Annotated in this window: 8 protein-coding genes and 2 pseudogenes; 7 read left to right on the plus strand and 3 right to left on the minus strand. The window is 65.6% G+C overall.

Features of this window, described 5'->3' with window-relative positions:
* The first annotated feature begins 90 nt into the window (after positions 1–90).
* From ACO6VM_RS03005 to ACO6VM_RS03025, 5 genes are all read left to right on the plus strand, one after another.
* Positions 91–798, plus strand: a complete 708-nt coding sequence (locus ACO6VM_RS03005; RefSeq protein WP_110994368.1) for an ABC transporter permease — start codon at positions 91–93, stop codon at positions 796–798.
* Positions 795–1,508 (plus strand): histidine ABC transporter permease HisM, encoded by a 714-nt coding sequence (gene hisM / locus ACO6VM_RS03010; protein ID WP_110994369.1) that lies wholly within the window; start codon positions 795–797, stop codon positions 1,506–1,508. The genes ACO6VM_RS03005 and hisM overlap by 4 nt, the downstream gene beginning before the upstream one ends.
* Before the next feature lie 4 nt (positions 1,509–1,512).
* Complete coding sequence (locus ACO6VM_RS03015; RefSeq protein ID WP_401057145.1) at positions 1,513–2,325, plus strand: ABC transporter ATP-binding protein; 813 nt, start codon at positions 1,513–1,515, stop codon at positions 2,323–2,325.
* Between the two features lie 13 nt (positions 2,326–2,338).
* Entirely contained in the window at positions 2,339–2,830 is a 492-nt protein-coding gene (locus ACO6VM_RS03020) for an Lrp/AsnC family transcriptional regulator (RefSeq protein WP_153787331.1), read from the plus strand.
* A 93-nt stretch (positions 2,831–2,923) separates the two neighbouring features.
* Entirely contained in the window at positions 2,924–7,753 is a 4,830-nt protein-coding gene (locus ACO6VM_RS03025; RefSeq protein ID WP_422402748.1) for a dermonecrotic toxin domain-containing protein, read from the plus strand.
* A gap of 3 nt (positions 7,754–7,756) precedes the next feature.
* On the opposite strand, the gene ACO6VM_RS03030 is transcribed toward ACO6VM_RS03025, so the two are convergent.
* The 3 genes and pseudogenes from ACO6VM_RS03030 to ACO6VM_RS03040 form a co-directional block, all read right to left on the minus strand.
* Complete coding sequence (locus ACO6VM_RS03030) at positions 7,757–9,481, minus strand: putative bifunctional diguanylate cyclase/phosphodiesterase (protein ID WP_401056968.1); 1,725 nt, start codon at positions 9,479–9,481, stop codon at positions 7,757–7,759.
* A gap of 12 nt (positions 9,482–9,493) precedes the next feature.
* Complete coding sequence (locus tag ACO6VM_RS03035; RefSeq protein ID WP_401057144.1) at positions 9,494–10,603, minus strand: methyl-accepting chemotaxis protein; 1,110 nt, start codon at positions 10,601–10,603, stop codon at positions 9,494–9,496.
* Between the two features lie 174 nt (positions 10,604–10,777).
* A pseudogene (locus tag ACO6VM_RS03040) lies at positions 10,778–11,128 on the minus strand (PAS domain-containing protein); the annotation flags it as partial.
* A 206-nt stretch (positions 11,129–11,334) separates the two neighbouring features.
* Between ACO6VM_RS03040 and ACO6VM_RS03045 the strand changes: the two are divergent.
* Together ACO6VM_RS03045 and ACO6VM_RS03050 are read left to right on the plus strand one after the other, a co-directional pair.
* Positions 11,335–11,649, plus strand: a complete 315-nt coding sequence (locus tag ACO6VM_RS03045; protein WP_125858106.1) for a helix-turn-helix domain-containing protein — start codon at positions 11,335–11,337, stop codon at positions 11,647–11,649.
* 611 nt (positions 11,650–12,260) lie between these two features.
* Positions 12,261–12,524: pseudogene (locus ACO6VM_RS03050) on the plus strand (Crp/Fnr family transcriptional regulator); the annotation flags it as partial.

The following is a 12,524-nucleotide window of genomic DNA, read 5'->3' on the forward strand; positions in this document are numbered from 1 at the left end:
GGGAACGGCGCCCACCCCCCCCCCCTCATTCTCCCCCCCCCTGTTCCCTCCCCCCCCCCCCCGCGATGGCCTCCCCGCGAGATCCCTGTCATGAACGACTTCCTCTCCCACGGCCTGCAGGGCTTCGGCCCGTTGCTGGCCCAGGGCACCTGGATGACCCTCAAGCTGGCCCTGCTGTCGCTGGCCGTCAGCCTGCTGCTGGGCCTGGTCGGTGCCAGCGCCAAGCTGTCACGCTCCAAGCTGCTGCGCATCCCGGCCACCCTCTACACCACGCTGATCCGCAGCGTCCCCGACCTGGTGCTGATCCTGCTGATCTTCTACAGCATGCAGATCTGGCTCAACGACCTGACCGAAGCGCTGGGCTGGGACTACGTGGAGATCGACCCGTTCGGCGCCGGGGTGATCACCCTGGGCTTCATCTATGGCGCGTACTTCACCGAGAACTTCCGCGGCGCCATCCTCAGCGTGCCGGCCGGCCAGCTGGAAGCCGCCACCGCCTATGGCCTGAGCCGCGCGCAGCGGTTTCGGCTGGTGCTGTTCCCGCAACTGATGCGCTTTGCCCTACCGGGGCTGGGCAACAACTGGCTGGTGCTGCTCAAGTCCACCGCGCTGGTGTCGATCATCGGCCTGGCCGACCTGGTCAAGGCCGCTCAGAACGCCGGCAAGACCACCAACGACGTGCTGTTCTTCCTGTGCATCGCCGGGCTGGTCTACCTGGTCATCACCACCTTGTCCAACCAGCTGCTCAAACGCCTTGAGCGACGCTACAACATCGGCATCAGGGAGCTGGCGCGATGATCGAACTCCTTCAGCAATACGGCCCGGCCTACCTGTACAACGATGGCAACGGGTTTTCCGGGCTGACCATGACCCTGTGGCTGTTCGTGGTCAGCATGGTGCTGGGCCTGCTGCTCTCGCTGCCGCTGGCCCTGGCGCGTACCTCGCGGCATGCCTGGCTGCGCCTGCCGGTGCAGCTGTACACCTTCGTGTTCCGCGGCACGCCGCTCTATATCCAGCTGCTGATCTGCTACACCGGCCTCTACAGCCTGCAGGTGGTGCGCGAGCACATGCTGCTCGACCAGTTTTTCCGTAACGCGCTCAACTGCACGCTGCTGGCCTTCGTGCTCAACACCTGCGCCTACACCGTGGAGATCTTCGCCGGGGCCATCCGCAACCTGCCCGCCGGCGAGCTGGAAGCGGCCCAGGCCTATGGTTTGCGTGGCTGGAAACTCAACCTGTTCCTGGTGCTGCCGGCGGCCCTGCGCCGTTCACTGCCGGCCTACAGCAACGAACTGATCCTGATGCTGCACGCGACCTCCCTGGCCTTCACCGCCACCGTCGCCGACATCCTCAAGGTGGCCCGCGACGCCAACGCCGCGACCTTCCTGACCTTCCAGGCCTTCGGCGTGGCCGCCCTGCTGTACATGCTGCTGTCCTTCGCCCTGGTCGGCCTGTTCCGACTGGCCGAGCGCCGCTGGATGCGCTTCCTTGACCCTGCCCGAGGCTGACCTGATGACCGCTACCGCACTGCCACTCACCCACTTCGCCCAGGCCCCGAGCACCCATGCCCAGGCCGGCGCCATCAAGCTCAGCGTCGACGGCCTGCACAAGCACTACGGCGAGCACCAGGTGCTCAAGGGCGTATCGCTGCAAGCCCGCAAGGGCGACGTGATCAGCCTGATCGGCGCCAGCGGCTCGGGCAAGAGCACCTTCCTGCGCTGCATCAATTTCCTCGAACAGCCCAACGCCGGCAGCATCACCCTCGACGGCCAGACCCTCGACCTGAGCAAGGGCACCCCGCCAACGGCCCAGCTGCAGAACCTGCGCACACGCCTGGCCATGGTGTTCCAGCACTTCAACCTGTGGAGCCACCTGACAGTACTGGAGAACATCTGCCTGGCGCCGCGCAAGGTGCTGGGCATCAGCGCCAGCGAAGCCGAGGCACGGGCGCGCAAGTACCTGGACAAGGTCGGCCTGCCGGCACGCGCCGCAGAGCAGTACCCGGCGTTTCTGTCCGGTGGCCAGCAACAGCGCGTGGCCATCGCCCGCGCCTTGGCCATGGAGCCGGAAATCATCCTGTTCGACGAGCCCACCTCGGCGCTCGACCCCGAGCTGGTCGGCGAAGTGCTCAAGGTGATACAGACGCTCGCCGAGGAAGGACGTACCATGCTCATGGTCACCCACGAAATGGGCTTCGCCCGCCAGGTCTCGAGCCAGGTGCTGTTCCTGCACCAGGGCCTGGTCGAAGAGCACGGCAGCGCCGAAATCCTCGACCAGCCACAGAGCGAGCGCCTGCGGCAGTTCCTCTCCAATCGCCTGAAGTGAAGTCACGCCGTATATGGATACCAAGGCCACCACACCTGCCGCCGCACCGCTGGACCGCATCGATGAAGCCATCATCGACGTGCTGCGCCACCACGGACGGATCACCTACGAGAAACTCTCCACCCTCGTGCACCTGACCCCCAGGCCCTGCCTGGAGCGGGTGCGCAAGCTGGAGCGGCGCGGGGTGATCCGCGGCTATGGGGCGATCATCGACCTGCAGCAGGTCTCCCCGGGCCTGTCGCTGCTGGTGCTGGTGGCCTTGTCCAACCAGAGCGGGCGCTCGGCCCAGCGCGCCTTCGAAGCCACCGTGCGGGCCTGCCCGCAGGTGTACGAATGCCAGCTGATCAGCGGCCACTTCGACTACAGCCTGCGCATGCGCTGCCGCGACATGGAGCATTACCGGGTGCTGACCGAGACCTGGATGAACAACGACGAACTGCACATCGACAAGCTGGTTGCCCACCCCGAACTCGCTTCGGTCAAGAGCACCGCCCCACAGGTCTGAACCGATTCGCCGTCGGCCGGGTACCAGATATGTAACCCGGCCGCCCAACCATTGCTGATTAATCTCGCTGCTCCCTTTTACGGAGCAGCAGCAATGACCCAGCCCCCGCTTTCCCCTCACCTCGCCTTCATCCACCAACGTCTGCCCACATGGGCCTCTGCAGCAAGTGCCGACGACCTTCGCACCCTCAAGCAACGAATCCAGGCCAGCCATACGGCGATGCGCCGCCTCAAGAGCGCGCTGGACCCGATACAGGATATCGAAGCGTTTTGCCGCCCCTTGCTGGAGCAGGCATTGCCGCGCTGGTTCGCCGGCCAGACGCTGCCAGGAGTGGATGAAGGCCGCGTGTGGGTCGACGGCAACGAACACACCTGGCTGGAAGCGGCCTTGCAGAACTTCGACGAGGGCGCCAGGATCAGCCTGTTCAACACCGCCAGCGGCCTGGACAAACGCCCCGCCGAGCAGGCTGCGACGTTCGTCAGGGGCGTGCGTAATCTTGACCTTGGCCAACGCTATCACTACCACCTGGCCGACCACATCGATACCGACACCTTCCGTGGACTGTTGCGCCAGCAGGCGCTCGCTGCGTTTGCCGCACAGGCCCTCCAGGCCAGGCTGCAAGGTCACCTCGATGCACACGGCAGCCAGCTGGCCGAACGGGTGCTTGCCGAGCAGGCCGACGCCACGCAGCCTATGAGCTGCGGCTACCTGAGCCTGTTCGGCCTGCCCTTGAACGGGCCCCTGCTGATGCGCCTGGAAACCAAGGTCGGCGCGGACGACGCCCAGATGTGCGTGCTGTACCTGCCAGGCCATCCCCACCAGCCCCTGCGCCAGTACCCCTCGGCGCAAGCCATGACCCAGGCGCTGCGCCGGATGCTCTGGCAGCAGGAGGAGCGCGAATTCTTCAGCCGCTATATCAGCCTGGCGGAGCGACCGCGCTTCGCCGCCCGGTTGCGCGCAGTCCTGTACCCCCGCTACCCCTATGCCCAACTGCACCCGACGCCACCAGTACTGGAAAAGGGCGATCGCTTCAGCTGGCTCAAACGTGCCTTCCCAGCACCCACCGACCTCTGGCAGGAAACCCGCGACGAGAACGCCCGCCTGGAGCTGGTATTCACGCCCTGGGCAAAAGACGCCTTCACCGAGCATGCGCGGGTCGAGGTCGAACGGCGCTTGCAGGAGGCCGCCAGCCTGGCGGTGCCGGTCGCCAAGCGTGATACCGCGGCATTGCTGATGCGCCTGCAAAGCTGGCTGGCCACCGGACTGACCCTGCTCAACGTGGTCGGCTCGTTCGTGCCCGGGTTGGGCGAAGTGATGCTGGTGATCGGTGGCGCGCAGCTGGTCGATGAATTCATCGAGGGCGTGCACGCCGCCAATGAAGGTGATGCCGATGCCGCCATCAGTCACTTGTTCAACGTGATCACCAACCTGGGACAGTTCGCGGCGCTGGGCGCGGCCTCTCGATTCATCGAGCCCCAAGGCATCCTGCATGCCTGGCAGCAGGTCGGCGCCGATGGCGAGCAGAAGCTCTGGCACGGCGAGCTGGCCCCCTTCTCCCGCCCCCGCCCCTGGCCACCGGGAGAGGCCGCGAACACCCAGGGCCTGCACGTCTGGCAGGGAAGGCAGTGGCTGGAGCGCGACGGCCTGGCGCTGCCCCTTGCTCAGGATGAAGACGGCACCCTGCGCCTGGCCCCCGCCGAGGGCCACAACCATCGACCGGCGCTGCTGGGCAATGGCCAGGGCACCTGGTTGCTGGAGCACGACCGCCCCCTGGCCTGGGATGCCGACACCCTGCTCAGGTACCTGGGGCCGCAAACCGACGGGCTGAACGCCGCCACGCTGGCCAAGGCCCTGCGCTGCAGCGGCTACGATGCCGCAGCCATGCGCCGGATCCTCGCCGACCACCGGCCGGTGCCGGCCCTGTTGCGCGACAGCCTGGAAGCACTCGGCGCGACGCCCATGGCAGCAACACCTGCGCAGCCGCTGGAGGCCGCCCTTGCTCGCGACTTCCCCTCGCTTAGCGCCACAAGCCGCGAAGAAATCCTCGCCCAGGCCAGCCCCGCTGACCTCGCCCGGTTGCAGGAGACGGGCCGTCTGCCGTTGAGGATGGCTGAAACAGCACGCCTCTACCTGCGCGAGACCCGCCTTGCCAAGGCCCTGGCGCGCTTCCATCAACACTCGGGCAATGCCACGGACAGGGACGCACTGGCACTCGCCGCGCTCGAGCGACTGCCAGGCTGGCCCAACACGGTGCGTGTCGAGTTGCGTGCTACCCATGCCAACGGCGAGCTGTTGAGCGCCGCTGGCAAGCCGGGCGCCCCCACCAAGGTCGTGGTGCGCATGAACGAGGGCTACAAACCCTACGACGAGGAGGGCCAGGAGCTGGGCGGGTATGACGACCTGTACCGCTCCCTGTTGCGTGCCCTGCCCGACCAGGCGCGGGACGCCATCGGCCTGAACATCCACGAAGCTGCACAATTGCGCGACAGGCTCTTCGAACTGGCGGCCAGCGACCGTCGCCGCGCCGCAATGGACCTGGGCATCGCCCCGGTGCGCCCGATGTACCGTCTGCCAAGCCGCCTGCCCGGCGAGCGACGCATCGGCTATGTGCTCAGTGGCCGCGGCCAGGGCGCGTTGAACGACGACGAGCTGTTCGAGCAACTTTACCCGGCCACACCTGAGGGTGACCGCGAAATGCTGCGCCAGCGCCTGCGCCACCAGGCTGGGCCGCTGCCGGGCGCGTTCGCGCGCCTGCTGCAGACCCAGCAGGCAGAATACCGCCAGCTCGATAGGGCGTTGCAGCGCTGGGTGCATGCACCGGAAGGCTTGCCAATCGGCGCCATCGAGCAGCAACGCGCGCTGCGCGAAACGGCCGCCCAGCGTATTCGCAGCGCCTGGCGCCGAGAAAGCGCCCCAGGCCCGCATGACAACCTCGACGACATCAACCTGGTGATCGAGGGGCAAGGCCTGACCAGCTTGCCGGCGTTGCCCGTGCGCCTGCCCCATGTACGCCTGCTGAACGTCAACGGCTTGAGCAGCCCCGACATGGTCGAGCTGAATGCGTTTCTCGGTACCTTCCCCAACCTGCGCCTGCTGGACCTGGCGCAAAACAACCTCGAGCGGCTGCCCCAAGCCCTGGCCGAGATGGGCGAACTGCAAGGGCTGGATATGTCGGAAAACAACCTCGATCTGGACGATGAAGCCAACCTGGCGCTGCTCGCCGGCATGACGCACCTGCAACGCCTCAACCTCACCGACGCTATTCGCGGCCTTTCAGTGGCCACGCTTGAACGCCTGTCGACCTTGCCGTCATTGGCCTGGTTCCAGGTCGATCTCAACGAACTGGTGATGACCGCCGAACACTTCCAGGCCCTGCAGCGTTGGCCAGCCTTGCGCGGGCTGAGCCTGGGGCAGAACGCGATCGTGCTCGACGAGGCCGGACGCACCGCACTTGCCGGCCTCGATCGCCTGCAGATGCTGGTGCTCTATGAAAATCCCCTGGGCCTGGCCCCCGATCTCACTGGCTGGACGCAGTTGCAACAGCTGGACCTGGAATTGACCAATATCAGCCGATGGCCAATGGGGCTCGAGGCCCTGATGAACCAGGAGCCGCTGGAGCTGCGCCACCTGGACCTGAGCGCCAACGAACTGATCGATGCACCTGCCCTGCAGCACACGGCCTATGCCCGGGCTGTGCGCGAACGCCACGAGGGCATCGCCTACGCCTTCAATGGCAACCCCTTCAGCGACGTGGCCCTGGATAACCTCACCAACGCAGGCTTCACCGTTACCGCGCCAATCGGCCAGGGCCACCTGTGGGCGGCCGACTGGCCCGAAGCGCTTCAGTCGCATATCAACAGCACCGCCCAGGACCCGCAGTGGCAACCACTCTACGACCTGCTGCAGCGGCTGCCCGACACCCTGGACTACCAGAACGCACCCGCAGCCATGGCCCAGCGCATGCAGCGCGTGGTGCAGCTGCTGGCGACGGACGAAGCCGGCGCCGTCGAGGGCGGCTGGGGACGGGCGCAGGTCCAGCAGCAGATCAACGATCTGCTCAATGACGCCGCCCAGGAGTGCGTGGACCAGGCCATCGTGCTGTTCCAGCAGGTCGAGACCGAGGTGACGATGTGGCAGACCGTCAGCCATGCCTCGGCGACCGATGCCGATGAACAGGTGGCGGTGCACAGCACCCAGGCACTGTTGCGCCAACACCTGCTGGACGAACGCATCGGTGCCCTCTACCAGGCTCGGTTGGTTCGACGCCGCGCCATCAGGGCAGACGACTATCAACCAACGCAAAACCCCGCCCCGGCCTTGCACGGCGACGATGACATCAGTGATGCCGAACTGAGCAGCGACCATCCCGACGAACTGGAAATGGCCCTGATGGCGCGCATCCAGCTACAGCAAAGGCTGCACCTGCCGCCGCAACCGCAGAGCATGCGGTTCCCGCAGATGGCCCACCTGAACGAAGAGACCCTGCAGCGCTTGGCTGATGCGGTGCGGGCCGGCAGCGACGCGACGACGCTGATCGAGTGGTTGGTCAGCCAGCCGTTCTGGCAGCGATGGGTACGACGCCTGCGCCCGCAGGCCTTCGAAGCGCTTGCCGAACGCTGGGCGGGGGCTGGCGAATACTTCGACAGCCTCAGCGAACCCGCCTCCGGCGCTGGCCCCTACACCGGGCCAACGGTGCCCTCAAGCTACATCGATGCACTGGAAAACGAACCGGGCCATGTCCAGGGGCTCGCCTGGCGCCACGACGGCGTGGTGCAGCGCATCGACCTGGTATCGGGCCACTACCCGAACGAAAGCGCGCTGTACCAGCGCGCGGCCGAACTGCTGCTCGACACCCGCAAGGCCGACGAGGCGGCACTGCTGCGCGAGCTGACCGAAGTCATGGTCAACACCTACTCCGAGTGACCCTTACCGGCACGGCGGATCACATTGCGCCTGCCGCCTGTCGTCAGCAGCCCACTGGGGCGGCTGACGATAGCCCGACACCCATCCCGCCACGGCATCCCCCGGCATCGGCCGGGCGATCCCGTAACCCTGTGCCAGCTCGCAACCCAGCGCCATCAGCGCACATCCGTGCTCGACACTTTCCACACCCTCGGCCACCACCTCGCGGCCAAAGGCCCGGGCCAGGCCGATCACCGCGGTAGTCAGGGCCAGGTCGTCATGATCATGGAGGATGTCGCGCACGAAGGACTTGTCGATCTTGATGGTCTGCGCCGGCAGGCGCTTGAGGTAGCTCAGCGAGGAAAAGCCGGTACCGAAGTCATCCAGTGAAAAGCTCACCCCGAGTGCGCGGCAGGCGTCGAGGCAGCGGCCCACGCGGGCCAGATTGTCGATCGCCACCGACTCGACGATTTCCAGGTCCAGCCGCGCCGGCGGTACCCCCGGATGACGCGCCAGCAACTGGGCCAGGCGCTCGGCAAAGTCACCGCGCTGCAACTGCCGGGCGGCGATATTGACGCTGACGGACCAGTCACATCCGCTCAAGCGCCACTGCTGCAATTGGCTCAAGGCCTGCTCGATGACCCATTCGCCCAACTCGACGATCAGGTCGGTCTGCTCCACCAGCGGCAGGAAATCCCCGGGGGGCACCGGCCCTTTCGAGGGATGCAGCCAGCGCAGCAGCGCCTCGAAACCCATCACCTGGCCACTGCGCATGTTTACCTTGGGCTGGTAGTACAAGCACAACTCACCTTCACGCAGGGCCCGACGCACCCGCGCCACGGTCTGGTGGGTGGCCTTGAGCTCTTGCTCCTGGGACACATCGAACAGGTGATAGCGGTTGCGCCCGCGCTGCTTGGCCACATACATGGCCTGGTCGGCATGACGCACCAGGGTGTCGGTGTCTTCGTCGTCCTGGGGGTACAGGGTCACGCCGATGCTGGCGCTGAGGCTCAGCGAGTGCTCACGGACCGCATAGGGCGCGGCCAGCGCCTTCAGCACCCGCTGCAAGGCCGCCTGCAACTGCTGAGGCCCCTCGACATAACGCAGGATCAGCACGAACTCGTCACCGGACAGCCGCGCCACCGCATCGCCGCCACGCAGGATGCCCTGCAGTCGCTTGGCGACCTGCACCAGCAGCAGGTCGCCGACGGCATGGCCGTAACCATCGTTGACCGCCTTGAAACCGTCCAGGTCGAGCATGCACACCGCCAGCGGCACATCCTCGCGCCGGGAAAACGCCAACGCCTGGTTGAGCAGGTCGGAAAGGTAGGCGCGGTTCGGCAGGCCGGTCAGCACGTCATGCCCGACCCGCCACTGCAGCGTGTGCAGCAGCTGGCGCTTCTCGGTGACGTCGAAGCGGATCGACACGTACTTGCGGACCTTGCCGGTGTGCGGGTCGATCAGCGGCACCATGGTGCTGTCGACCCAGTACAGCGATCCGTCCTTGGCCCGGTTGCAGATTTCGCCCTTCCACACCCGGCCAGCCGCCAGGGCCCGCCACATGTCGAGGAAGAAGCTCGGCTCATGCAGGCCGGAATTGAGGATGCGGTGGTTGGCCCCCAGCAGTTCCTCGCGGCTGTAGCCGGAAATACTGCAGAACTGCTGGTTGACGTAAGTGATCCGACCCTGCAGGTCGGTCTCGGAAAAGATCGCAGCCGCATCCACGGCTGCGCGATAGTTGTCATCCATAACCTTGGCAACCTAGCGGTTGAAGCGCTCCACCAGGGCGCGCAATCCGGCGCACACCTGTTCCAGTTCGGCACCGCGCGAAGCGGCGGCGTTGGCGTGACGAGCACTCTGCGCAACCGTGCCGGCCACCCCGTTGATCTGCCGCGAGACATCCTCGGCCACTGCCGACTGCTCCTGTGAAGCCGCCGCCATCTGCTGGCTCATGTCACTGATGCGCGACACGGCCTGGCGGATGCCCTGCAAGGCCTGTTGGGCCTGGGCGACCTGGGTCACGCCCTGGCCTGCGCCGTCGATGCCCAGGCTGGCGATGTTCACCGCCTGCTCGGCACCGCTGCGCAGGGTGTCGATGATCGTCTGGATATGCAGGGTGGACTGGCGGGTCTTGTCGGCCAGCGCGCGCACCTCGTCGGCCACCACCGCAAAGCCACGCCCCTGTTCGCCGGCGCGGGCCGCCTCGATGGCGGCATTGAGCGCCAGCAGGTTGGTCTGCTCGGCGATAGCGCGGATCATCCCGGCGGCCTCGGCGATGGCACCGGTCTGACCGGCCAGGTCGTTAACCGCCTGGTTGATCTGCCCGACCGTGTCGGCCAAGCCGCGAATGGCCGCGCCCGTGGCATCGGCGACCTGGCTGCCCTGCTCGGCCAACAGGTGCGCGGTGTGCGCCTCTTGTGCCGTCAGTTGCACATGGCCGGCCACTTCGCCAATGGAGGCGGCCATCTCGGTCATGGCCGTGGCCGTGAGGTCGGTTTCGGCACGCTGCTCGAGCAGCGCCGACTCGGTACCGCGCGACAACCGCCCGGCATCCTGCGCGGCGTCGGCCATCTGCGTGGCCAGGTCGCTGAGGCGGGTCAGCGCGGTTTTCAGGCGCGCCTCTTCGCTGATCAGGATCAGTTCCAGCTGCCCGGCGGCACCGGCCTGGTCGCTGTAGGTCAGCGCCACCAGCGGGTCGCTGAAGGTGTTGCCGGCGCCCTCGGCGATCCCCTGCAGATACCGGCGCATGCGGCTTTGGGCCCAGACGCCGACACCGGCGAACAACGCCAGGGTCAGGCCCTGGGCCGGCAGGCCCGGCCACAGCTGGTTGGCACCGATGGCCAGCGCGCCGGCGAGCAGTGGCACGGCCATGGCACGCTGCAGCAACGCCAGGCGCCGGGCGGGCGACAAGGCAGCCTTGCCCGCCCGCAACCGGGCATACAGCGCCTCGGCCCGGGCTACCTGCTCACGGCTGGGGCGCACGCGCACCGATTCGTAGCCGACCACCTGGCCGTTTTCCAGAATCGGCGTGACGTAGGCACTGACCCAGTAGAAATTGCCGTTCTTGCAGCGGTTCTTGACGATCCCCATCCAGCTCTGGCCGGCCTTGAGGTATTGCCACATCAGCTCGAACACCGCCTCGGGCATGTCGGGGTGGCGCACCAGGTTGTGCGGGCTGCCGATCAACTCGGCCTGGCTGTAGCCGCTGATGGCGGCGAACTCGGCGTTGCAGTAGGTGATCAGGCTGGCCGTGTCGGTGGCCGAAATGAGCCGCTGGTGTTCGGGGAAGCTTTGCTCGACCGGGTTGACCGGGAGGTTCAGACGCACGATGCAACTCCATTCGCGAACGGCCCGACAAGCGACCAGACGGGATGTCGGGGCATCGGAACGGTTCATCCTGGATCAGCTCAAAGTACCCAACAGCAGCGTGTCGCGGTCCGAAAGGGCCCGTTTCCCCCTGGATGGATACTTGAATGACTGATCAGTCAAAGCCGGCAATTCTACGAATTCCATCACATTTTGCAAATAAAGGTGACGAATCATGGCGTTGTGCTGAGCGAATAGATATCGTTAAGTGCTTGATTCTAAATGGGAATTGAGCGATGACGAGTTCTGGCCTCGGTCCTGCCCTGCGCCGCTACCGCAAACTGGCGGGCTTCACGCAAGCGCAACTGGGCGAACTGACCGGTTTCGACCCCAAGACCATAAGCCGCTTCGAAACCGGCACTTACACCCCCAGCATCGAGGCCTTGAGCGGCTTTGCCGATGTACTGGGGGTGAGACTCAAAACCTTCTTCGCCGAGCCGGACGACGAAGAAGAGCAGCGTGCCTACCTATTCCGTGCCATCCACAGAGCGCCCCCCAAGGATCTGGGCAAGCTGATCGTCGCCATCGATCAGGTCCTCGCAAAGCCCTGAAATCCCCCCGCGCACCACAGCAGAGCAGAGTCGATCTCATTGCACCACAACTGGTCAGACCGGTATGGCCAAAAAATCTTGCAATCAGGCAAATTTAGCTTGGCTGAGCATCAAAATTTGAGTTTTGTGCAGGATAAACAGAGGTACGAGCAGGTGGTCTGACCGCCTAGCGAAACGCAGCGGTGGCAAGTTTTGACGATTGGAGATCGTCAAAATAGGCACATCGGTTATCCGCTGTTGCCGGCTCAACACTTGAGAACCGGCCATTGCGCGGGAGTGACGTGCCACTCGAGTAGCCCGCGCTTCTGCTTCCGGTCAGACCACCATAGCTTGCGGGTTATGAGTAAATCGGGCGGCAGCCCGTCGGTGAGACCACCGAAAGGTTCGAACGGAACCTTGCCTCGAACGCTGCACTTGACTATCAAAGAGAATGAAGAAGCCTGGCTGCAGCTGGAGGATGATGGACTCCTGCACCACGTCATGGCCCAGTGCCAGAGCTGCTCTTTGCCCATAAACTGAACCGTTGGGCGAGCAAAGGCCTGACGAACACAAGCCTCGGCCTCGCTAGGCTAATCTTGTTCCGACACCCGTTGCCGTCAATGGTCCCGCGTATGCATCCCGCTCCCCCACCCTTGCAGAACCACTTGCTGGCTGCCCTTTCGGCAGAAACGTTCAGCCGGCTGGCGCCGGACCTGGAGCACGTGAACCTGCCCCTGGGCAAGGCTCTGTACGAGTCCGGCGACACCCTGCGCTATGTCCACTTCCCGGCCGATGCGATCGTTTCATTGCTTTATGTGATGGAAAACGGCGCATCAGCCGAAATCTCGGTAGTGGGTAACGAGGGGCTGGTGGGCATCGCCGTGTTCATGGGCGGG

This window comes from Pseudomonas sp. GZD-209 (assembly GCF_049310485.1).
GTDB lineage: Bacteria > Pseudomonadota > Gammaproteobacteria > Pseudomonadales > Pseudomonadaceae > Aquipseudomonas > Aquipseudomonas sichuanensis.

What these genes read in the sequence shown, in the direction of transcription:
- ACO6VM_RS03005 (WP_110994368.1), top strand. Translation starts at nt 91, where the DNA reads ATGAACGACTTCCTCTCCCACGGCCTGCAGGGCTTCGGCCCGTTGCTG.
- hisM (WP_110994369.1), top strand. Translation starts at nt 795, where the DNA reads ATGATCGAACTCCTTCAGCAATACGGCCCGGCCTACCTGTACAACGAT.
- ACO6VM_RS03015 (WP_401057145.1), top strand. Translation starts at nt 1,513, where the DNA reads ATGACCGCTACCGCACTGCCACTCACCCACTTCGCCCAGGCCCCGAGC.
- ACO6VM_RS03020 (WP_153787331.1), top strand. Translation starts at nt 2,339, where the DNA reads ATGGATACCAAGGCCACCACACCTGCCGCCGCACCGCTGGACCGCATC.
- ACO6VM_RS03025 (WP_422402748.1), top strand. Translation starts at nt 2,924, where the DNA reads ATGACCCAGCCCCCGCTTTCCCCTCACCTCGCCTTCATCCACCAACGT.
- ACO6VM_RS03030 (WP_401056968.1), bottom strand. Translation starts at nt 9,481, where the DNA reads ATGGATGACAACTATCGCGCAGCCGTGGATGCGGCTGCGATCTTTTCC.
- ACO6VM_RS03035 (WP_401057144.1), bottom strand. Translation starts at nt 10,603, where the DNA reads ATGGCCGTGCCACTGCTCGCCGGCGCGCTGGCCATCGGTGCCAACCAG.
- ACO6VM_RS03045 (WP_125858106.1), top strand. Translation starts at nt 11,335, where the DNA reads ATGACGAGTTCTGGCCTCGGTCCTGCCCTGCGCCGCTACCGCAAACTG.